Raw genomic sequence first — 21,903 nt, 5'->3', positions numbered from 1 at the left:
CGACTCGAAAAAAGTATAGGAATCCTTGGGATTTACGCTCGGCCGTGGATTTTCTGGGGGCCCAGAAACGACCATGCCCGCACGGGGCGGGCATGGTGGGTATTGCTAGAGCGCTGGATCAGGCCGAGTAGCGCTTGAGCACCAGGGTGGCGTTGGTGCCGCCAAAGCCGAAGCTGTTGGACATGATGGTGTCCAGCTTGGCGTTCTCGCGGGTCTCGCGCAGGATCGGCAGGTCGGCCACTTCCGGGTCCAGCTCGTCGATGTTGGCCGAGCCGGCGATGAAGTTGCCTTCCATCATCAGCAGGCAGTAGATCGCCTCGTGCACACCGGCGGCGCCCAGGCTGTGGCCGGACAGGCTCTTGGTGGAGCTGATGGCCGGGGCCTTGTCGCCGAACACTTCACGCACGCCACGCATTTCGGCGACATCGCCGACCGGAGTGGAGGTGCCGTGGGTGTTCAGGTAGTCGATCGGGCTGTCGACGGTGGACAGCGCCTGCTGCATGCAACGGATCGCGCCTTCGCCGCTCGGGGCGACCATGTCATAGCCGTCGGAAGTTGCACCGTAGCCGACGATTTCCGCGTAGATCTTGGCGCCGCGCTTGAGCGCATGCTCCAGCTCTTCGACCACTACCATGCCACCGCCGCCGGCGATGACGAAGCCGTCACGCTTGGCGTCGTAGGCGCGGGAGGCCTTCTCGGGGGTGTCGTTGTACTGGGTGGAGAGGGCGCCCATGGCGTCGAACAGGCAGCTCTGGCTCCAGTGCTCCTCTTCACCGCCGCCGGCGAAGACCACGTCCTGCTTGCCGAGCTGGATCTGCTCCATGGCCTGGCCGATGCAGTGGGCGCTGGTGGCGCAGGCGGAGGAGATGGAGAAGTTCACGCCCTTGATCTGGAAGGGGGTGGCCAGGCAGGCGGATACGGTGCTGCCCATGGTGCGGGTTACACGGTATGGGCCGATGCGCTTGACGCCCTTCTCGCGCAGAGTGTCGATGGCTTCCATCTGGTTCACGGTGGAGGCGCCACCGGAACCGGCGATCAGGCCGGTACGCGGGTTGGAAATTTGCTCTTCGCTGAGACCGGAATCCTTGATCGCCTGTTCCATCGCCAGGTAGGCGTAGGCCGCAGCATCGCCCATGAAGCGGAAAATCTTGCGATCGATCAGCTCTTCGAGATTCAGGTCGACCGAACCGGAAACATGGCTACGCAGGCCCATTTCGGCATAGGACGGGTTGTGGCGGATACCGGCACGGCCAGCACGAAGGTTGGCGGAGACGGTGTCTTTGTCATTGCCCAGGCAGGAAACGATGCCCAGGCCAGTGATCACGACGCGACGCATGCGGATAACCCTTAAAAGCTGTCAGTGGAAGTGAACAGGCCGACGCGGAGGCCTTCGGCGCTGTAGATCTCGCGGCCATCGACGCTGACGGTGCCATCGGCGATGCCGAGGATCAGCGAGCGGTTGATAGTGCGCTTGATCTGGATGTTGTAGGTGATCTTTTTCGCGGTGGGCAGGATCTGGCCGAAGAACTTCACTTCGCCCGAGCCCAGCGCGCGGCCGCGGCCGGGGTTGCCCTGCCAACCGAGATAGAAGCCGACCAGTTGCCACATGGCGTCGAGGCCCAGGCAGCCTGGCATCACCGGGTCGCCTTCGAAGTGGCAGGCGAAGAACCAGAGATCCGGGTTGATATCGAGTTCGGCGACGATTTCGCCCTTGCCGTATTTACCGCCGGTTTCACTGATATGGACGATGCGATCCATCATCAGCATGTTTGGGGCGGGCAACTGCGCGTTACCTGGGCCAAACAGTTCGCCGCGGCTGCAGGCGAGCAGTTCTTCCCGGGTATAGGCGTTTTGCTTGGTCATGCGAACTCCTCAATGGTCCCCCTTGGCGGGGCTAAGCTGCGCCGCGGGTTTTCTTGTGTAGCGGCAGACTAGTCATAGACTGTTGCGTCCTGGTGAAAGTCACAGATCAGTGTGAACACTTGTATACCGGACTTCCTTGTCGCAGATCATTGCCGGGATCTGGGCCCCTGCGAGTCTAGTATTCCTGGCGCTCCGCACCGTGACTGCGCTTGCCTACCCAGCGCAGCAATACCCGTTCCAGATCGGCACGTTTGAACGGTTTGGCCAGGTAGTCGTTCATGCCGGCCTGCAGGCAGGCTTCGCGGTCGCCCTGCAGCGCATTGGCGGTCAGCGCGATGATCGGCGTTCCGCATTGTGGCGCCAGTTCGCGTATTTGTCGGGTTGCTTCGTAACCATCCATTACTGGCAGCCGGCAATCCATCAGCACCGCCGCGAAGCGCTGGGCATCGAAGGTCTGCACCGCCTGGGCGCCGTCGCCCACCAGTGCCACGCGGTAGCCGAGGCTGCGCAGCATGGCCTCTATAACGGTCTGGTTGACCGGGTTGTCCTCCACCAGCAGCACTTCCTGGTTCTCGCCCGCGGGGCTCTCGTGGCTCTCCTGCGCGTCGTCGGCACTGCTGCGCGGGCTGAACGGCAGGGGAATCTCCAGGGTGAATACCGAGCCGATGCCTTCCTCGCTGCTGGCGTGCAGGGTGCCGCCCATGCGTTCGGCCAGGGTGCGGGCAATTGGCAGGCCCAGGCCGGTGCCGCCATAGCGGCGGGAGATGGAGGTATCGGCCTGCTGGAAGGCGTCGAACATATGTTCCAGCCGCGGTGCGGCGATGCCGATGCCGCTGTCGCGCACCTGGCAGGTGAACCACAGCACCTCGTTGTCCAGCGGCTGCCAGTGGGTCTCGATGCGGATGCCGCCTTCTTCGGTGAACTTCAGCGCGTTGCCCAGCAGGTTGACCAGGATCTGGCGGATGCGGGTCGGGTCTCCCTGGACCTCGAAGTCCTCCAGGCCGGCCTGGTTGTCCAGGCGCAGGTACAGGCCGCGTTGCTGGGCGCTGTGCTGGAACACCTGGATCGAGCCCTGCAGCAGTTCCAGCAGGCTGAAGGGGATGCGCTCCAGCTCCAGCGCACCGCGCTCGATGCGCGAGAAGTCGAGGATGTCGTTGATCACCTTGAGCAGGTGCTCGGTAGATTCGGTGGCCAGGGCCGCGTATTCCTCCTGCTCCTGGGTCATCTCGGTGGTTTCCAGCAGCTGCAGCATGCCCAGCACGCCATTCATCGGCGTGCGCAGCTCGTGGCTCATCATCGCCAGGAAATCGGACTTGGCGCGGTTGGCCTGCTCGGCTTCCTCGCGGGTCTGGATCAGCTGCTGCATGGCTTCGCGCTGCTCGCGCCCGGCGCGTTCCAGTTCGGCAGCCAGGGTATTGATGTGGCGCGCCAGGTCGCCCAGCTCGCCGCTGTCGGTCTCCGCCAGGTTGCTGCGGAAATCACCCGCCTTGATCGCCTCCAGGGCGTGGCCCATGGCGCTCAGGGGCCGGGCCAGGCGCCGAGCCAGCTGGCGGGCGAGGAGGAAGGTCAGCAGCAGGGCGATCAGCGCCAGCACGGTGGCCTTGAGCAGGATGGCCTGCTGGCGACTGGAAAAGGATTCATCGGACATGCCCACAACTACCTGGCCCAGGTAGTCGTCGGTGGCGCCGTTCTCATGGCGGATCGGCGCGCGGAAGACCTCTACCTGCGAGGTCGACTGGTCCCTGTGCCGTTCGACATAGACCAGGATGTTCTCCGCCTGGTCGCGGACCTCGAGAAAACGCACATTGGGCGTCTCCAGCGTGGCGCGCAGCAGGCCTTCCAACACTTGCGTATCACCGATGGCCACGCCGTGCGCCGCCGCGGGCGCCAGCTGGTTGGCCATCAGCTGGCCGGCCTGGCTCATTTCGTAGCGCAGGTCTTCCAGGCGGGTGTGGGTGAAGAAACCGGTCAGCAGCAGGGTCAACAGCAGGGCCGGGCCGACGCTGATCAGCTGGGTGCGGGTATGGATGTCCCAGTTGCGGCCGAAGATCATCGCGTGCCGCCTTGGGTCACGAGGCCGGGAGTTGGCTGGAAGAGAGAGGGTAAATGGGGGAGAGCGTGCACGGAACGGCCTTGTTCTCTGGCATGACAGACGCATGTTAACCGAGAAGCCGGTCTTTGCCAGCGCGAGGCACGCGTAGGACTGGCCGGTCGGCCGAGGCTTCGTGATAATGAGGGTATTCGCCATTCGGATGGCTTGTCTGGATTTACTATGACCGAGCAACAACCCGTTGCAGTACTGGGCGGCGGCAGCTTCGGCACCGCTATCGCCAATCTCCTGGCCGCCAACGGCCAGCGCGTCCTGCAATGGATGCGCGACCCCGAGCAGGCCGAGGCCATGCGCACCCAGCGCGAGAACCCGCGCTACCTCAAGGGCATCAAGCTGCTGCCTGGCGTCGAGCCGGTCACCGACCTGCCGGCGACCCTGGCCGCCTGCGAACTGGTGTTCGTTGCCATTCCCTCGTCGGCCCTGCGCAAGGCGCTGCAGCCGGTGGCCGATGGCCTGGCCGGCAAGCTGCTGGTGAGCACCACCAAGGGCATCGAGGCCGAGAGCTTCAAACTGATGAGTCAGATCCTCGCCGAAGTGGCGCCGCAGGCGCGTATAGGCGTCCTGTCCGGCCCCAATCTGGCCCGCGAGATCGCCGAACACGCGCTGACCGCCACGGTGATCGCCAGCGAGGACGAGGAACTCTGCCAGCGCGTGCAATCCGCGCTGCACGGTCGCACCTTCCGCGTTTACGCCAGCCGTGACAGCTTCGGTGTGGAGCTGGGCGGCGCGCTGAAGAACGTCTACGCCATCATCGCCGGCATGGCCGCCGCGCTGGGCATGGGTGAGAACACCAAGAGCATGCTGATCACTCGTGCGCTGGCCGAGATGACCCGCTTCGCCGTGACCCTGGGCGCCAACCCCATGACCTTCCTCGGTCTGGCCGGCGTGGGCGACCTGATCGTCACCTGCTCCTCGCCGAAGAGTCGCAATTACCAGGTCGGCCATGCCCTCGGCGAAGGCCTGTCGCTGGAAGACGCGGTGGCGCGTCTCGGCGAGGTGGCCGAAGGGGTCAACACCCTCAAGGTGCTGAAGAGCAAGGCCGAGGAACTGCAGGTCTACATGCCTCTGGTCGCCGGCCTGCATGCCATTCTGTTCGAGGGTCGCACGCTGGAACAGGTGATCCAGGCGCTGATGCGTGGCGAGCCGAAGACCGACGTCGACTTCATTTCCCCCAGTGGTTTCTAAGTCAAGGAGAGCAGCATGAGCGAACCGAACAAGGAACTGGAGCGCGAGTCCATCGCCCTGCGCATCCTGTGGATGGTGATCTTCGCCATCGTCTGGCAGCTGGCCGAAATCGTGCTGGCCGGCGTGGTCCTGCTGCAGCTGGGCTATCGCCTGTTCTACGGCGCGCCAAACGCTGGCTTGCAGGGCTTCGGCGACAGTCTCAGCCAGTACCTGCAGCAGATCGGCCGCTTCGGCACCTTCAACAGTGAAGAGAAGCCCTGGCCCTTCGCCGATTGGCCGAGCGCACGTGCTCCAGAAGACAACGAGCCGCACAGCATTCCGCCGGCGCCGCACCCGGTGCGTGACGAAGAACCCAAGCTGTGACCCTCTGGCTGCTGCGCCACGGTGAGGCCGAGCCGCGTGCGCGCAGCGACGCCGAGCGCGCCCTCACCGAGCATGGCCGCAAGGAAGTGCGGCGCAGCGCCGAGCATCTGCGTGGCCGGTCGTTCTCGCACATCCTGGTCAGTCCCTATCTGCGTGCCCAGCAGACCGCCGAGATCGTTCGCGAGGTGCTCGGCCTGGCGCTGCCGCTGACCACGGTGACGTGGGCCACGCCGGAAGACTCGGTGCGCGAGGCGGCCAACCACCTGGACGACTATCCCGGCGACTGCCTGCTGGTCAGCCACAACCCGCTGCTCGGCAATCTCTCCGGCCTGCTGATCCATGGCCATCTACAGCAGCCTCTGGGCCTGCACACCGCCAGCCTGGTGGTCCTCGAGGGTGAGCCGGTACCCGGCCTGATGACCCTCGCCGCGCTGCATCACCCGCGCTAGAGCGGCTCTACCACCCTGTAACATTTCTTCACTTGCGACGCCTCCTGACGCGTGGAATATTCAACCAAGCAAGTGCTTGGTTGCTCCCTGTGACAAAAACAATAAACAAGGAGGCCCCGTGGCCAGTGCAGTCCGTTTGCCGCTCGAAGCGTTCTTCGAGCGGGAGTCGCGTCATCCGAACAAGACCTACCTGATCCAGCCGCTGGGCGGTGGTCGGGTAGAACAGCTCACCTGGGCCGAGGTCGGCGAGCAGGCGCGACGCGCTGCGGCCTGGCTGCGCAGCCTGGAGCTGGAGCAGGGCAGCAAGATCGCGATCATCTCGAAGAACTGCGCCCACTGGATCGTCACCGACCTGGCCATCTGGATGGCCGGGCACGTCTCGGTGCCGCTCTACCCGAATCTCACTGGCGAGTCGGTACGCCAGGTGCTGGAGCACGCCGAGGCGAAGGTAGCCTTCATCGGCAAGCTGGACGACTGGCCTGCGATGGCCACCGGCGTGCCGCAGGGTGTGACTACCGTAGCCATGCCGCTGCACCCAGAGGGCAGCTTCGACCGCAGCTGGCAGGACTTGCAGGCCTGCGCGCCGATCCAGGACAAGCCGCGCAACCAGCCCGAGCAGCTCGCCACCATCATCTACACCTCCGGCACCACCGGCATGCCCAAGGGTGTGATGCACAACTTCGGCAATTTCGGCTTCACCGCCAGCCAGGCCACCTCGCTGTTCGGTGTCGGCGAGGACGACCGAGGGCTGTCCTACCTGCCGCTGTGCCATGTGGCCGAGCGCATGTTCATCGAACTCAACTCGCTGTACAGCGGCATGACCGTGTTCTTCGCCGAGAGCCTGGACACCTTCGTCGACGACCTGCGTCGTGCCCGACCAACCGTGTTCTTCGGCGTGCCGCGCATCTGGACCAAGTTCCAAATGGGCGTCTATTCCAAGATGCCGGCCAAGAAGCTGGATCGCCTGCTGTCCATTCCCCTGGTCGGCCGTCTGGTCGGCAAGAAGGTCCTGCGCGGGCTGGGCCTGGACGCGGTGCGTTATGCATTGTCCGGCGCCGCACCGGTGCCGGATGCGTTGCTCGGCTGGTATCGCCGGATGGGCCTGGAACTGCAGGAGGTCTATGGCATGACCGAGAACTGTGGCTACTCCCACGTGTGCCGCCCAGGCCTGTTCAAGAAGGGCTGGATCGGCCAGAACAACCCGGGCGTGGAAGTGCGCATCAGCGAGGAAGGCGAGGTGCTGGTGCGCAGCGGCTCGACCATGCAGGGCTACTACAAGGAGCCGGGCAAGACCGCCGAGGCGCTGACCGAGGACGGCTACCTGCGCACCGGCGACAAGGGCGAGCAGGATGCCGAGGGCAACCTGCGCCTGACCGGGCGGATCAAGGAAATCTTCAAGACCAGCAAGGGCAAGTACGTGGCCCCGGCGCCGATCGAGAATCGCCTGGCAGTGCATGCGCATATCGAGCAGGTCTGCGTGGTCGGCGACGGCCTGCCACAACCGCTGGCACTGTGTGTACTCTCCGATACCGGGCGCAAGGAGCCGCGCGAACAGCTGGAAGGCAGCCTCAAGCGCCTGCTGGAGGAAACCAACCAGGTGCTGGACAAGCACGAGCAGCTCAATGGCTTGGTGCTGGTGCCGGAAGTCTGGGCGGTGGACAACGGCTTCCTCACGCCAACCCTGAAGATCAAGCGGGCCTCGGTGGAAAGCGCCTACAGCCCGCACTTCGATGCCTGGGGCCAGAAGCGCGAAGGGGTGGTTTGGCACTAGGCGCAGCTGCCTGCTGAAGCCCGTGCGCTGGCACGGGCTGATAGTTCTGCTCCCGAAGCACCTGCTTGTGAGTGCCCTACGCCAAGCCTGTTCCGCGGGGCCTGAGCCGGCCGATCTGCTATTGTTCGCCCGCCTACAGATCGGGTGGAAGAGCATGAATCGGCGCAAGAAGATCAATCAGCTGTTGAAGGCCCACGCCAAGAAGGCCAGTGCCAAGCTGGCTCCCAAGAGCAACAAGCCCAAGTACATCAGCAAGGCGGATCGCCTGAAACTGGCGGCCGAGCAGGATCAGGCCACACCTGCTGAAGACTGAGCCGTTTACCCCCACGATTCCCTTCTCTTCCTGCACTGCTAGGACGGCGGTCTAACCATTCATTCACACGTTGGTTCTGAGGATATGGACATGCGATTTCACTCGACTCTTCTCCTGCTTTGCCTGGCCACTGCTGGCGCCTATGCCGAAACATCGGCCCCAGCCCAGTTGACGTTGCCCAACCAGCAGGAGGCGACCGAGGCCATCGTCAAGATGCTCGATCTGGGCGAGATGCAGGATCAGGTCACGGCCAAGCTGGGCACATGTATTGCGGCGATAGAGGCGGAGCATGCCGGGCAGGTGGCTTGCACCGTGGCCATCAGCATCGGCGCGGGCACCTCGGAGACCCAGGCGGACTTCTACCGCAGTGGCTCTGCCTGGCAGGCGCAGCCCAGCAGCTCGCAAGATCGGCTGCCGTTTCCAGACCCCGCACTGATGTGAGCCTTCTGCCTGGCTATTCAATGCTGCGTGGATAAACCAATCAGATAAAAAAAGCCCGGCCATGCGGCCGGGCGAGGCACTACTCCGCAGGAGCGAAGGGGATTAGGCACTCTCTGCCAAAGCGTGAATCTGTTGCTGCGCCGCGACCTCGCCGATCACCAGGATCGCCGGGCTCTTCAGGGCAAAATCGATAGCCGCCTGCTGCATGCCGGCCAGGGTACTGCGGCACTCGCGCTGCTGCGGCAGCGAGGCGTTCTCGATCATCGCCACCGGCATGTCGCCGCGCATGCCGCCGGCCAGCAGGCTTTCGCGGATTTCCGGCAGCTTGGTCACGCCCATGTACACCACCAATGTGGTGCCGCCCTGGGCCAGGGCCTGCCAGTTGAGGCTGCTGTCGTCCTGGGTGTGGGCGGTGACCAGGGTCACGCCACGGGCCACGCCGCGCAGGGTTAGCGGAATGCCGCAGTTGGTGGCACCGGCCAGGCCGGCAGTGATGCCGTTGACCATTTCCACCTCGATGCCGTGCTCGGCCAGCCAGTCGGCTTCCTCGCTGCCACGACCGAAGATGCACGGATCTCCACCCTTCAGGCGCACCACGCACTTGCCCTGGCGGGCGTAGCGCAGCATCAGCCGGTGGATGAACGCCTGTGGCGTGGAGCGGCAACCGCCGCGCTTGCCCACCGGAACGATGCGGGCGTCGGGGCAGTGCTCCAGCACGGCCGGGTTGACCAGGTCGTCGATCATCACGATCTCGGCCTGGTTGAGGGCCTTCACCGCCTTGAGGGTCAGCAATTCCGGATCGCCAGGGCCTGCGCCCACCAGCCAGACTTTTGCATTCATGGTTCTACTCCTCAGGCTTCCACGGCGACGGCGGCCACGTGGGTGACCAGCAGTCGTTTGATTTCCGGCACGCACGAGCCGCAGCTGGTGCCGCATTTCAGCTCGTTCTTGAGCCCGTCCAGGTCGAGGCCGCGTTCGATGCCGGCGCACACCGCGTCCTGGCTGACGTTCATGCAGTTGCACAGCACCTTGCTGGCCTTCATGCCGCCACCCGGCGGGGTGGCCAGCGGGGCGAGCAGCCAGCGGCGCAGATCGGCGTCACTGCTGCCCTGTTCCCACAGGCCCTTGAGCCAGTCGCGGGCGGCGGTTTCGCCGGCCAGGCGGATGGCGACGATGCGCCCGTTCTCGATACGTACGCGTTTGCCCACGCGGCGCTTGGCGTCGTCATAGGCCAGCACCGGGCCGTGGTCGATGCCGAGCAGGACGTCGATCTCGGCCAGTAGTTTGGCGTCCGGCGCCTTCTCGGCGGCAGCCTTGATCAGCAGGGCCGGGCGCTGCTCGCGGCCGGTGGGCGCCAGGCTGGCGTAGGCGAAGCCTTCGAACAGCGGACGCAGGGCAGTGAGGCGGCGCTGCACATCACCCTCGACCAGGGCGAAGAACTGCCAGGGCAACTCGGCGCGCTCGACTTCCACGGCGCTGAGCTTCAGTTCCGGCTGCTTGGACAGCGGGTCGAAGGCCGGCTGGGTCAGCACGTTGGTGCCCAGGCCCTTGAGGAAGCGGTCACCCCAGTGCATCGGCAGATAGGCCTGACCCGGTTGCAGGGCATCGTCGGCCTGCACCGGCAGAATCAGGCCGCCGCGGCGACTGCGCAGGTGGATCAGCTCGCCAGCCTGCAGGCCGCGCCGAGCCAGCTCGTCCGGATGCAGGGTCAGCGCCGCCTCGGGCGCGTGGCCGAACAGTCGCGCGGCGGTGCCGGTGCGGCTCATGCCGTGCCACTGATCGCGCAGGCGACCGGTGTTGAGCAATAGCGGGAAGTCCGCCTCACGGCGCTCGCGTGCCGGTACATAGGCGTCGGCGACGAAGCGCGCGCGGCCGCTGGCGGTGGGAAAGCGACCATCCCCGTACAGACGCGCGGTGCCCTGCTGGGCGCCGGCCGGGAAGGGCCATTGTTGTGGACCTTGGTCGTCCAGGATGGCGTAGCTGAGACCGGAAAGGTCCAGATCGCGACCCTGGGTCAGGTGCTTGTATTCCTCGAACAGCGCTTGCGCACTGGCGAAGTCGAACAGGCTTGGCAGGCCGGGGCGTAGCTGTTGTTCCAGGCGACGTGCGAAGTCACAGACGATCGCCCAATCCGGCCGCGCCTCTGCGGGCGCTGGTACGGCGCGGCGCACGTGGGTCACGCGCCGCTCGGAGTTGGTCACGCTGCCTTCTTTTTCTCCCCAGCTGGCGGCTGGGAGCAGAAGGTCGGCGTAGTGGCAGGTCTCGGTGGTGAAGAATGCTTCCTGCACCACCACGAAGGGGCAGGCGGCCAGGGCCTCGTGGACCTTTTGTTGGTCCGGCAGTGATTGCGCAGGGTTGGTGCAGGCGATCCACAGGGCCTTGATCTTGCCTTCGCGCACCGCCTCGAACAGTTCCACTGCGGACAGGCCGGTGCTCTGCGGCAGGCTGTCCACTCCCCAGTAACGGGCGACTTCGGCGCGGTGCTCGGCATTGCCGGCCTCGCGGTGGCCGGGCAGCAGGTTGCTCAGGCTGCCGGTTTCGCGGCCGCCCATGGCGTTGGGCTGGCCGGTGAGGGAGAAGGGCCCGGCACCGACCTTGCCGATCTGCCCGGTGGCCAGGTGCAGGTTGATCAGCGCGCTGTTCTTGGCGCTGCCGGCAGTGGACTGGTTGAGGCCCATGCACCACAGCGAGAGGAATGCGGGAGAGCGGCCGATCAGCTCGGCGGCGTGGCGCAGGTCGGCCTCATCGATGCCGCACAGGCGCGCCACTTCGCTCGGCGGGTAGTCGGCGGCCAGCTCGCGCAGGGCGTCGAAGCCTTCGGTGTGGGCGGCGATATAGGCCGGATCGTAAGTGCCGTTGGCCAGCAGCAGATGCAGCAGGCCGTGGAACAGCGCCACGTCGGTGCCCGGGGCGATGGCCAGGTGCAGGTCGGCCAGCTCGCAGGTATCGGTGCGCCGTGGGTCGATCACGATGATCTGCATTTCGGGCCGTGCGGCCTTGGCCGCTTCCAGGCGACGGAACAGGATCGGGTGGGCGTAGGCCATGTTGCTACCGGCGATCAGCAGGCAGTCGGCCTGTTCGATGTCCTCGTAGCTGCACGGCGGAGCATCGGCGCCCAGGCTGCGCTTGTAGCCGACCACGGCCGAGGACATGCAAAGGCGCGAGTTGGAGTCGATGTTGTTGGTGCCGACCAGGGCGCGGGCCAGCTTGTTGAAGGCGTAGTAGTCCTCGGTCAGCAACTGGCCGGAGATATAGAAGGCGACGCTGTCCGGGCCGTGTTCGCGGATGGTTGCGGCGAACACATTGGCGGCGTGGTCCAGGGCGCTGTCCCAGTCGGCGCGAGTGCGGGCCAAGCCCTTGCCCAGGCGCAGTTCGGGGTACAGGCCGCGGGCGTCGAGGTCGCCGGTCAGGTGCAGGGACGAGCCCTTGCTGCACAGTTTTCCATGATTCGCCGGGTGGCTCGGGTCGCCGCTGACGCCGAGGATCTTCTCGCCGTCATGCTCGATCAGCACGCCACAGCCTACGCCGCAGTAGCAGCAGGTGGCGGCGGTGATCTGGCTGGTCGATTGCAGAGCGGCTTCAGGCACGTGCGGCATCCTTGGCGGCTGCATCGATGCTGGCCTGGCCGAACATCAGGTGGTCGCGCACGCCGCTGATATCGGCGCCGCCGCAGATCTGCTGGAAGTACCAGCTGCCGTCCAGGGTGTCGCCGTACAGGCAGCCGCCGACCAGCACGTCGTCCTTGATCACCAGCTTCTTGTACACGCTGCCGATGGGGTCGGAGAGGATGATGCTCTCGGTGCCGTCGCCGCCCATGAAGTCGCCGGCGGAGAACAGGTCGATGCCGGTGACCTTGAGCTTGGTCGAGGTCACCGAGCCCTGGTAACGGGCGGTGCCGAGCATGGCCAGGTGATTGGCGCAGACCTTGGCCTGCTCGAACAGCGGGGCGACCAGGCCGTAGGCTATGCCACGATGGTTGGCGCATTCGCCGACCGCGTAGATGCGCGGGTCGTAGGTCTGCAGGCAGTCATCGACCTGGATGCCGCGGTTGCAGGGGATGCCCGCCTTCTCGGCCAGTTCGGTGTTGGGGCGCACGCCGGCGGCCATCACCACCAGGTCGGCGGGAATGGTGTCGCCGCTCTTGAACTGCACGGCGCAGACGCGGCCGGTGCCGTAGTCGAGCAGCTCCTCGGTCTGTTCGCTGAGGCGGAAACGGATGCCGCGCGCCTCCAACGCCTGCTTGAGCAGCTCGCCGGCGGTGCGGTCGAGTTGGCGTTCCAGCAGCCAGTCGGCCAGGTGCACCACGGTCACGTCCATGCCGCGTTGGCGCAGGCCGTTGGCCGCTTCCAGGCCGAGCAGGCCGCCGCCAATCACCACGGCGTGGCTGTGGGTCTGTGCGGTATCCATCATCTGGCGGGTATCGGCGATGTCGCGGTAGGCGATCACGCCCTGCAGACGATTGCCCGGCACCGGCAGGATGAAGGGATTGGAGCCGGTGGCGAGGATCAGGCGGTCGTACTGGGCGCTGCTGCCATCGTCGGCGATCACCAGGCGCTTCTTGCGGTCGATGGCGACCACCTTGCGGCCCAGGCGCAGGTCGATGCCGTGCTGCTCATACCACTCGACGCCGTTGAGGACGATCTCCTCGAAGCTCTGCTCGCCAGCCAGCACCGGCGACAGCAGGATGCGGTTGTAGTTGGGATGCGGCTCGGCGCCGAACACGGTGATCTCGTACAGGTCCGGGGCGAGCCGCAGCAGCTCCTCCAGGGTTCTGACCCCGGCCATGCCGTTACCTACCATCACCAGCTTGAGCTTGTTCATGCCGGCCATCTCCTGGGTAAAAATCGTGAGCAACAAAAAAGGCGTCCCGCTAGCTGCCTAGCGAGGACGCCTTTGTCCTGATCCCGATCGGTCGGGGCGAGTCGCACTTCGCCATTGAAGTGCAGACCCTATGTCTGTTGTCTGAGCTAAAGCAGGGAGTGTGCCAACGCCTGGAAACGGTGTTTCCGGGCGTTCTGCGCGTGTTTATGGCCTAGATAGCGCACAGTCGCAGGGCGTTCTGCGCGCTCATGGTGCGGTTTTGCCGGATTTCGCCGCCTCGACCAGCAGCCAGTCGATCAACTCGCTGGCCAGGGTGTCGCTGGCCGTGCCGAAGGCGCTGACCAGCGAGGCGACCTGCACATCCGCGCTGCGCTGGCTGACCGCGAAGCGCTGGCTGGCGAGGATGCGCCGGCTGTTGCTGTCGACCAGCTGCACGTCCAGATGGATCACCGCGTAGGGCTGGCCGTCGCGGTATTCGCTCTGGAAGCTCTGCAGGTTGCCGAGCAGTTCCAGATCGCTGTGCAGCTGCTGTTCGTCACTGACCAGGGCCGGGAAGCGGCCATCGCTGCGCAGCACGTCGAGCAGTCGATCACGTAGCAGCGACGGCGCCGGGTCGGCCCAGCGCGCGCCCTTGTAGCTGCTGATGCGGCTGCCTTCCGGCACCACAGCGATGCGCGTGCTGTCGATCGCCTGGCTGGCCTGTGGGCGGGCGACGCTCAGGGTGAGCGCGAGTGGCGCGCCGCTGGCCGGGCTGGCGAGGGTGGAGGGCGGCAGCAGGTAGGTGTCGATCACCTGCGCCTCGGGCAGCAGCGAGCAGGCGCCGAGCAGGCTGGCCAGGCTCAACGGGAGAAGGGCGCGCAGGGCGTGGATCATGGTACGAACTCCTGGTTCTGTTCGCGCTCGAGCAGGGCGCCGGGGTTTTCTGCCAGGCGCCGACCGGACTGGCGCAGCACGGCCAGGGTGGCGCGCAGCTCGGCGATGGCCGGGCCGAGGTCGCCGATGCCTTGCAGGCCACTGGTGAGGGCGCCCTGGTTGTCGGCCAGCAGGCGCTCCAGGCTCAGACTGCTGCGCTCCAGGGCGGCCACGGCCTGCTCGGTACGCTGGAAGATCGCGCTGCCCTGTTGGTCGACCAGGCTGTTGGCCTTCTGCGCCAGGGCGGCGCTCTGCTGCAGGGTCAGGTTGGCCTGGCGGCTGGCCTCGCCGAGCTGGGCCAGGGTCTGGCGGATGCCGTCGCGCTGCTCGGCGAGCACCGCGGTGGTCTGGTCCAGCTGCTTGAGGGTGTTGCCGACGTGGGCCAGGTTCTCGTCGGAGAACAGTCGGTTGGCGTTGATCAGCAGGCTGTTGATGTTGCCGACCAGATCCTCGCCGTTGGCTAGCAGGCGCGCCAGTGGCGACGGGTCGGCGGGAATCTCGCTGGGCTTTTCGTTGCTGGTGGCCAGCGCCGGGCTGGTAGGTGTGCCGCCGTAGAGCTGGATGATGGCGTTGCCGGTGACCCCGGTGATGGCCAGGCGCGCATGGGTGTTCTGCTTGATCGGCGTATCCGGCGCCACGCGGATGCGCACGCGCACCTTGCGCGGGTCCTGTGGGTCGAGGCTGAGGTGACTGACGTCACCGACCTTGATGCCGCTGTACTGCACGGCGCTGCCCAGCGAGAGGCCGGTCACGGCCTCGTTGAACACCACGTCGTACAGGCGGAATTCCTTGTCGACGCTGGACTTGCCCAGCCACAGGGCGAACAGCAGAGCGCTGCCCAGGGCCAGCACGGTGAACAGGCCGATCAACACATGGTGGGCGCGGGTTTCCATCAGGGTGTCTCCGAACGCAGAACCGCCTGGGCGGCGGCGCGGCCACGGGGGCCGTGAAAGTAGTCCTGGACCCAGGCATCGTCGGTGGCCTCGACCACGTCGAGGCGGTCGGCCACCAGCACGCGCTTCTGCGACAGCACGGCGACGCGGTCGCAGATGCTGTAGAGGGTGTCCAGGTCGTGGGTGATGAGGAACACGCTGAGGCCGAGGGCGTCGCGCAGGGTGCGGATCAACTGGTCGAAGGCCGCCGCGCCAATCGGGTCGAGGCCGGCGGTGGGTTCGTCGAGAAAGAGGATTTCCGGGTCCAGGGCCAGGGCGCGGGCCAGGGCAGCGCGCTTGACCATGCCGCCGGACAGCTCGTCCGGGAACTTGTCGCCGGCGCCCACCGGCAGGCCGGCCAGCGCCACCTTGAGCCGCGCTAGGTGCTCGGCATCGCTGCGTGGCAGGCCGGCGTGCTCGATCAGCGGCAGGGCGATGTTCTCCACCACGCTCAGCGAGGAGAACAGGGCGCCGCGCTGGAACAGCACGCCGAAGCGCCGCTCCAGCTGTGAGCGGCGCTCGGCCGGCAGGCTCAGCAAGTCTTCGCCGAATACCGTGACGCGGCCGGCAGCCGGGCGCAGCAGGCCGACGATGCTGCGCAGCAGCACCGACTTGCCGGTGCCGGAGCCGCCGACCACGCCGAGGATCTCGCCATGGCGGATATCCAGGTCGAGTTGGTCGTGCACCACCTGCGCGCCGAACTGGTTGCGCAGGCCGCGGACCTCGACCAGCGCGCTCACCAGCCCATCTCCATGAAGAACAGCGCGGCGAGGGCGTCGAGCAGGATCACCACGAAGATCGACTGGACCACGCTGCTGGTGGTGTGGTCGCCCACCGACTTGGCGCTGCCGCTGGCCTTGAAGCCTTCCAGGCAGCCGATGATGGCGATCAGCATGGCGAAGAACGGCGCCTTCACCAGGCCGATATAGAAGTGCTGCACCGGAATGTCGGTCTGCAGGATGTTGAGGAACAGGGTCGGCGAGACGTCCAGCAGCAGGGTGCTGACCACGCCGCCGCCGACGATGCCGCAGAGCATGGCGATAAAGGTCAGGATTGGCAGGCAGATCAGCATGGCCAGCACCCGCGGCAGTACCAGCAGCTCCATGGGGTCAAGGCCGAGGGCGCGGATCGCGTCGATCTCCTCGTTGGCCTTCATCGCGCCGATCTGTGCGGTAAAGGCGCTGGCCGTGCGCCCGGCCATGAGGATGGCGGTGAGCAGCACGCCGAATTCACGCAGGAAGGAGAACGCCACCAGGTGCACGGTGTAGATGGTGGCGCCGAACTGCTCCAGCACCGTGGCGCCGAGGAAGGCCACCACCGCGCCAACCATAAAGGTGAGCAGGGCGATGATCGGGATGGCGTTGAGGCCGATCTGCTCGATATGCGCCGCCAGCGAGGTGATGCGCCAGCGCCGCGGGCGCCACAGGCTCTGCACCAGGCTGGCCAGGGTCAGGCCGAGGAAGCCGAGCAGGGCGCGCAGTTGCAGAATCTGGCCGCTGACGGTGGCGCCGATATGTTCGAGCACTTCGCGGGTGGTGGACGGTGGCGGCGGTGGGCAGACCACCGGCACGTCGCGCAGCGCCGTGCTGACCGTGCGCAGCAGGGCCAGGCGTTCGGCCGGCAGGTTCGGGGTCTGATCGATCAGTTGGCCCAGGCGCTCGGCACCGAGCCAGTCGCTAAGCAGTGAGGCGCCGGCGGTGTCGAGCTGGCCGAGTTGGCTCAGATCGAGCTGCTCCGGTCGGGATTGCCTGGCCAGTTGCTCGCGCAGCACGAGGTAGTGGGCCAGGGTCCAGTCGCCGCGCAGCAGGGTGCGAGGCGTGGCGGAAGAGCTGTCCAGTTCGATGCTGCCGGCCTGCGCCATATTCGTCCTGATAGGGCTGGAACGGGCATGGCAGAGAGCTGCCATGGATTGCCGGCAGTGTAATGGAGGCGTCGCCGACTGGCGACCGGGTCAATTTTTGCCAGTTACTGCAGCAGGCAGAACAGCAGCACCAGATTGACCAGCAGCGAGGCCAGGGCGACGCCGCGCCAGACCTTCAGCGGCTCGCGCTCCAGCAGCGGGCGTGGGCGCACGTTGAGCGCCTGGCGCTCGCCCTGCTCGAGCACCAGCAGCCATTCCTCGGCGGTTTCGAAGCGCTCGTCCGGGCTGGTGGCCACGGCGCGCAGCAGGCACTCGTCGAGCCAGGCGGGCAGGTCCGGGCGATAGCGGCTGGGCGCGGCCGGCTTGCCGAAGCGCGGGTGCTGGAAGGCCTCGATCTCGCCATAGGGATAGTGCCCGGTAAGCAGGCGGTAGAGGGTGATGCCGGCGGCGTAGAGGTCCTGCTGGCGATCCGGTGCGGCGCCGGCGAAGGCCTCGGGGGCGATGTAGCTGGGCGTGCCGGGCAGGGCGTGCTGCTCGTCGCGCGACAGGCCGGGGCAGTAGGCCAGGCCGAAGTCGAGCAGGCGCAGCTCGCCGTCGTCGCACCAGAGCAGGTTCTCCGGCTTGATGTCGCGGTGCAGGATATTGCGCCGGTGCAGCAGGCCGAGGGCCTTGAGCAGGCGTGGGGCCAGGTCCAGCCATTCCGGCAGGCCCAGTTGGCCGCTCAGGCGCAGGTGTTCGGCCAGGGTCTGGCCGGCGTACTCGCGCTGCACGTAGTACAGATGCTGGCGCTGCGGCAGCGGGTGCGCCTCGGCGAAATGCCGGCCGGCGACGCGGCGCAGGAACCATTCTTCCAACAACAGGGCCGAGCCGGCCTGGGCCTCGTCGTGGCGGCTGGCCGGCAGGGTCTTGAGCAGCCAGCGCCGGGCCTGGGCGTCGCGCACCCGGTACACCAGCGACTGGCGCGACTCGCCGAGCAGGCGCTCGACCTGCCAGCCCTCGAACTCCTGACCCTCGCGCAATCTGGGCGGCAGTGGCCACTGCTGCAGCTGGGCCAGGGTGTCGGCCAGGTCGTTGTCCGGCAGGGCGTCGACCTGTACCAGCACGGCGCTGGCATTGTCCTGGCTGCCGGCCAGGTGCGCGGCGGCGACCAGCGCCTGGCAGGCAGCGGCCGGGTCGCTCTCGTCCAGCAGCAGGCTGCGGATGCCGGAGTCGCCCAGGGTCGACCACACGCCATCGCTGACCAGCAGGTAGCGTTCGTCCTCGCGCAGCTCGCCTTCCAGGTAGTCGACCACCAGGTGCTGATCCAGACCCAGGGCGCGCTTGAGCACATGCTGCATGCCCGGTTGCTCCCACACGTGGTCTTCGCTGAGGCGCTCCAGCTGGCCGGCATGTAGGCGATAGGCGCGGCAGTCGCCGACATGCGCCAGGGTGAAGCGGCGGCCGCGCAGGACCAGGGCGGAGAGGGTGGTGAGCAGCGGCTGCCCACCACCATTGGCCTGCAGCCAGCGGTTATGCGCCACCAGCAGGCGGTCCAGCGCCTGGGGCACGGCCCAGGTCTCGGGTGTCGAGTAGTAGTCCAGCGCCAGGGCCTGCAGGGTGGCGCGGGCGGCCAGGCCGCCGTCGGCGCACTGGCTGACGCCATCGGCCAGGGAGAAGAGGAAGCCCTTGCTGGCTGCCAGCGTCGGCGCAGGGGTGACCACGCGGATGGCATCCTGGTTCTCCGTGCGCGGGCCGGTAGCGCTTGCTTCGCCGAAACTCAGTTGCAGGGCCATGCGGGTTCTCATGGGCAAGGGCGCCACGTGGCGCCCGAAGGTGTGCAAGTCGGTTGAGACAAAGGCCGGGCCGGTGTGCCCCAAGGAGCGTCGCCACTCCACCTTTCCTGACCAGTGCGCTGAGCCGCCGCCGGCCCGGCCTTTGTCGCAACCGTCCTCTTCAGCAATGCCGGGCGCACTGGGCGCCCGGCCTCCCAACTCAGACGCGGGCGACGGTGACAGCCGCGCTGCCCCAGGTGGTGCGCCAGCGCAGCTTGACGCCATGCAGGCCGAACCAGGCCAGCACGCCGAGGCTGGCGAACAGCCACAGGCCTAGCTGGTAGTCGCCGGTGGACTGTTTGATGGCGCCCAATCCTGCGGTCAGGCAGAAGCCGCCGATGCCGCCAGCCATGCCGATCAGTCCGGTCATTACGCCGATCTCCTTGCGGAAACGCTGTGGCACCAGCTGGAACACCGCGCCGTTGCCAGCGCCGAGGCTGAGCATGGCGACCACGAACAAGCCAAGGGCGGCGTAGGCGCTGGGCAGGTTGAAGCCCACCGCGGCGATGCAGATGGAGGCGCAGGTGTACATCACCAGCAGCGAGCGGATGCCGCCGATGCGGTCGGCCAGGGCGCCGCCCAGCGGACGCATCAGGCTGCCGGCGAACACGCAGGCGGCGGTGTAGTAGCCGGCTTTCACCGGGTCGAAGCCGTACTGGTCGTGGAAGTAGCCGGGCAGGGTGCTGGCCAGGCCGAGGAAGCCGCCGAAGGTGATGCTGTAGAAGAACATGAACCACCAGCTGTCGCGGTCGCCGAGGGCCTTGAGGTAGTCGGCCATGGACTTGGGTGCCGGGCGCTCGGGAGCGTTCTTGGCCACGCTGGCGAAGATGATCAGGGTCAGCACCAGCGGAATCAGCGCCAGGCCGAATACGTTGCTCCAGCCGAAGGCCGCAGCCAGGCCCGGGGCGAACAGGGCGGTCAGCACGGTACCGGAGTTGCCGGCGCCGGCGATGCCCATGGCCTTGCCCTGGTGCTGCGGCGGGTACCACTGCGAGGCCAGCGGCAGGGCCACGGCGAACGAGGCGCCGGCGAAGCCGAGGAACAGGCCGAGCAGCAGCGCCTGCTCATAGCTGTGGATGCCGTGCTGCCAGGCCACCGCCAGGGCGGCGATGACGATCACCTGGCCGATCAGGCCGGCGCTCTTCGGCGAGGTGCGGTCGGCCAGCAGGCCCATCAGGAAGCGCAGCACGGCGCCGGCCAGGATCGGCGTGGCGACCATCATGGCGCGCTGCTGGGTGGTCAGGCCCAGGTCGGTGGCGATCTGTACGCCCAGCGGGCCGAGTACGTACCAGATCATGAAGCTCAGGTCGAAATAGAGGAACGCGGCAAACAGCGTCGGTGCGTGGCCGGCTTTCCAGAAACTTGTATTCATCCAACACCTCATCATCGAGTTAGAGTCCCGCCGGTGGCGCGGCGCCGTGATCGTGGGCACGTTGCCTTGCCGCCTGCGGGATGAGCCCGGCGCTTGTGGCGCCCGGCCCCGTGGCCGAAGCCACAGCCAGGTTGAGAGAGTTACCGGTCGACGTCCGGATCGCGGTCCGCCGACCGCCCCATACGCTGGGGCGGAAACGCAAAAGGCGCCGCACCACTGACCGCCTGAGCGGGGAGGTGCGACGCCTTTGTCGTATCGGGGCAACCGCCGTTGGATGCCTGTAGCAGGGCTTGAGCAATACTCGGGCCAAACTCTGTAGACGCTGAAAAATGGCGCGTCGGGGGCCGGCATGTGAATCGAATCGATTCAAGACGGTGCGCGTGAGGCGGATTGCGCACTGAGTCGGGGCGGAAGGCCCTGCCGGCTGAGGGGGTTAGTTCAGCCAGTTGACCTCGGGGAAGGTGGCGCGGAAGGCCTCCGGCATCGGCACCACCTTGTTCTGCTGGTAGTCGAAGAACACGAAGCCGGACTTGGCCAGGGCGATCAGGGTGTCGTCCGCCGGGCGGGTGATGCGGAAGATGATGTCGCCGCCGTAGCGGTTGAAGTCCATTACGCCGACTTCGAACAGTAGCTGGTCACGCGAGTGCGACTCGGCGCGGTACATGGTGGCCAGGTCGGTAACGATGATGCCGTGCGCCTGGTCGGCTTCGCGGATGCCGAAGTCGAACAGGAAGCGCGCACGGGCCTCGGAGATCATCGAGATCATGGCGTCGTTGCCCAGGTGGTTGCTGGCATTGATGTCGGTGCTGCGCACGGTCATGTGGGTGCTGTAGCAGAACTGCTGCTGGGAGAAATCGAGCTGGAGACGGGCCATGACTGCTGCCTGGTCGAGAGAGGGGGCGACAGTCTACCCTCGGCGCTGCGGTACGAAATCATTGCCATCGTGAATGAGGAGGTTGCATGGCGTTGAACATGACCCTGCAGGCCGGGCTGTGGGGCTGGCTGGCGGCCAGCAGCCTGTTGCTGGGCGCGGCCATTGGTGTGTTCGTCAGGCTGCCGCGCAAGGCGGTGGCGTCGATCATGGCCTATGGCAGCGGCGTGCTGATCGCCGCGATCTGCTTCGAGCAGCTGCCGGACGCGTTGCGCCTGGGCGGACATGTGCCGAGCCTGGCCGGGATGTTCTGCGGCGGCCTGGCGTTCGTCCTTGCCAGCCGCTGGCTGGAGCGCTTGCAGGGCGGGCAGGGTGCCATGGCCGGGCTGCTGATCGCGGCGGGAGCCTTTCTCGACGGTATTCCCGAGTCGCTGGGTCTCGGCCTGGGCCTGCTCGACGGCGGCTCGGTCAGCCTGGTGATGCTGGTGGCGATCTTCCTCTCCAACTTGCCGGAGGGCCTGGCCAGCGCCGCCGGCCTGCGCGACGAGGGCCGCAGCCGCGCCTGGGTATTCGGCCTGTGGGGCGTGATCGTTCTGCTGTCGGGGCTGGCGGCCATGGCCGGGCCGGCGCTGTTCGCCGGTTTGCCGGATACCTGGCTGGCCTTCGTTCTCGGCTTTTCTGCCGGTGCCGTGTTGTGCATGCTGGTCGACAGCATGATTCCCGAGGCCTTTGCCGAGACTCATGCGCTGACCGGCCTGATCACCCTGAGCGGTTTCATGACTGCGCTGGCACTGGACAAGGTGATCTGACCGCGGCGGGCGGCTTCCG

General features: G+C 66.7%; 19 protein-coding genes and 1 pseudogene. 7 read left to right on the top strand and 13 right to left on the bottom strand.

Annotation, left to right across the window (positions count from 1 at the left end; all coding sequences use genetic code 11):
* Positions 1-118: 118 nt before the first annotated feature.
* From fabB to IP89_RS12285, 3 genes are all read right to left on the bottom strand, one after another.
* Positions 119-1,336 (bottom strand): beta-ketoacyl-ACP synthase I, encoded by a 1,218-nt coding sequence (gene fabB / locus IP89_RS12295; RefSeq protein WP_043309821.1) that lies wholly within the window; start codon positions 1,334-1,336, stop codon positions 119-121.
* Between the two features lie 11 nt (positions 1,337-1,347).
* On the bottom strand, positions 1,348-1,863 hold the full coding sequence (fabA, locus tag IP89_RS12290) for a 3-hydroxyacyl-[acyl-carrier-protein] dehydratase FabA (RefSeq protein ID WP_043309820.1): 516 nt from the start codon (positions 1,861-1,863) through the stop codon (positions 1,348-1,350).
* A 175-nt stretch (positions 1,864-2,038) separates the two neighbouring features.
* Complete coding sequence (locus IP89_RS12285) at positions 2,039-3,916, bottom strand: response regulator (protein ID WP_043309819.1); 1,878 nt, start codon at positions 3,914-3,916, stop codon at positions 2,039-2,041.
* A gap of 219 nt (positions 3,917-4,135) precedes the next feature.
* Here IP89_RS12285 and IP89_RS12280 point away from each other — a divergent pair, with 219 nt between their 5' ends.
* The 6 genes from IP89_RS12280 to IP89_RS12260 all read left to right on the top strand — a co-directional run bounded on the left by IP89_RS12280 (position 4,136) and on the right by IP89_RS12260 (position 8,495).
* Complete coding sequence (locus IP89_RS12280; protein ID WP_043309818.1) at positions 4,136-5,158, top strand: NAD(P)H-dependent glycerol-3-phosphate dehydrogenase; 1,023 nt, start codon at positions 4,136-4,138, stop codon at positions 5,156-5,158.
* A 15-nt stretch (positions 5,159-5,173) separates the two neighbouring features.
* Entirely contained in the window at positions 5,174-5,521 is a 348-nt protein-coding gene (locus IP89_RS12275; protein WP_043309817.1) for a DUF4389 domain-containing protein, read from the top strand.
* On the top strand, positions 5,518-5,970 hold the full coding sequence (sixA, locus tag IP89_RS12270) for a phosphohistidine phosphatase SixA (protein ID WP_043309816.1): 453 nt from the start codon (positions 5,518-5,520) through the stop codon (positions 5,968-5,970). Before IP89_RS12275 ends, sixA begins: the two co-directional genes overlap by 4 nt.
* Positions 5,971-6,088: 118 nt before the next feature.
* On the top strand, positions 6,089-7,741 hold the full coding sequence (locus IP89_RS12265) for an AMP-binding protein (RefSeq protein ID WP_043309815.1): 1,653 nt from the start codon (positions 6,089-6,091) through the stop codon (positions 7,739-7,741).
* Between the two features lie 40 nt (positions 7,742-7,781).
* The gene (locus tag IP89_RS23905) at positions 7,782-8,054 is read left to right on the top strand and encodes a DUF2986 domain-containing protein (RefSeq protein WP_371261944.1); all 273 of its coding nucleotides are present in this window, start codon (positions 7,782-7,784) and stop codon (positions 8,052-8,054) included.
* A gap of 90 nt (positions 8,055-8,144) precedes the next feature.
* Positions 8,145-8,495: a hypothetical protein gene (locus IP89_RS12260; protein ID WP_156115042.1), complete on the top strand. Its 351-nt coding sequence runs from the start codon at positions 8,145-8,147 to the stop codon at positions 8,493-8,495.
* Between the two features lie 102 nt (positions 8,496-8,597).
* Here the strand turns inward: IP89_RS12260 and cobA are convergent, their stop codons facing one another.
* From cobA to IP89_RS12210, 10 genes and pseudogenes are all read right to left on the bottom strand, one after another.
* Complete coding sequence (cobA, locus tag IP89_RS12255; RefSeq protein WP_043309814.1) at positions 8,598-9,335, bottom strand: uroporphyrinogen-III C-methyltransferase; 738 nt, start codon at positions 9,333-9,335, stop codon at positions 8,598-8,600.
* 11 nt (positions 9,336-9,346) lie between these two features.
* Positions 9,347-12,067 carry a molybdopterin-dependent oxidoreductase gene (locus tag IP89_RS12250; RefSeq protein ID WP_043309848.1) on the bottom strand — a complete coding sequence of 907 codons (2,721 nt, stop codon included), beginning with the start codon at positions 12,065-12,067 and terminating at the stop codon, positions 9,347-9,349.
* A 40-nt stretch (positions 12,068-12,107) separates the two neighbouring features.
* A pseudogene (locus tag IP89_RS23900) lies at positions 12,108-13,316 on the bottom strand (NAD(P)/FAD-dependent oxidoreductase); the annotation flags it as partial.
* A 246-nt stretch (positions 13,317-13,562) separates the two neighbouring features.
* Positions 13,563-14,189: an ABC-type transport auxiliary lipoprotein family protein gene (locus IP89_RS12240; protein WP_043309813.1), complete on the bottom strand. Its 627-nt coding sequence runs from the start codon at positions 14,187-14,189 to the stop codon at positions 13,563-13,565.
* Entirely contained in the window at positions 14,186-15,121 is a 936-nt protein-coding gene (locus IP89_RS12235) for an MlaD family protein (RefSeq protein ID WP_043309812.1), read from the bottom strand. Before IP89_RS12235 ends, IP89_RS12240 begins: the two co-directional genes overlap by 4 nt.
* Positions 15,121-15,900, bottom strand: a complete 780-nt coding sequence (locus tag IP89_RS12230) for an ATP-binding cassette domain-containing protein (protein WP_156115041.1) — start codon at positions 15,898-15,900, stop codon at positions 15,121-15,123. The genes IP89_RS12235 and IP89_RS12230 overlap by 1 nt, the downstream gene beginning before the upstream one ends.
* Positions 15,897-17,021, bottom strand: a complete 1,125-nt coding sequence (locus IP89_RS12225; protein WP_043309810.1) for an ABC transporter permease — start codon at positions 17,019-17,021, stop codon at positions 15,897-15,899. The genes IP89_RS12230 and IP89_RS12225 overlap by 4 nt, the downstream gene beginning before the upstream one ends.
* A 104-nt stretch (positions 17,022-17,125) precedes the next feature.
* A complete protein-coding gene (locus IP89_RS12220) occupies positions 17,126-18,793 on the bottom strand; it encodes a bifunctional protein-serine/threonine kinase/phosphatase (protein ID WP_043309809.1) in 1,668 nt (555 codons plus the stop codon).
* Between the two features lie 199 nt (positions 18,794-18,992).
* Entirely contained in the window at positions 18,993-20,204 is a 1,212-nt protein-coding gene (locus IP89_RS12215; protein WP_043309808.1) for a nitrate/nitrite transporter, read from the bottom strand.
* Positions 20,205-20,637: 433 nt separating this feature from the next.
* The gene (locus IP89_RS12210) at positions 20,638-21,078 is read right to left on the bottom strand and encodes a thioesterase family protein (protein ID WP_043309807.1); all 441 of its coding nucleotides are present in this window, start codon (positions 21,076-21,078) and stop codon (positions 20,638-20,640) included.
* An 86-nt stretch (positions 21,079-21,164) separates the two neighbouring features.
* On the opposite strand from IP89_RS12210, the gene IP89_RS12205 reads away from it, so the two are divergent.
* A complete protein-coding gene (locus IP89_RS12205; RefSeq protein ID WP_043309806.1) occupies positions 21,165-21,884 on the top strand; it encodes a ZIP family metal transporter in 720 nt (239 codons plus the stop codon).
* Positions 21,885-21,903 lie beyond the last annotated feature (19 nt).

The organism is Pseudomonas sp. ML96 (assembly GCF_000761545.1).
Lineage (GTDB): Bacteria > Pseudomonadota > Gammaproteobacteria > Pseudomonadales > Pseudomonadaceae > Aquipseudomonas.
Note: the sequence above shows the minus strand (reverse complement) of the source record. Positions and strands in the feature narration are given on the sequence as shown.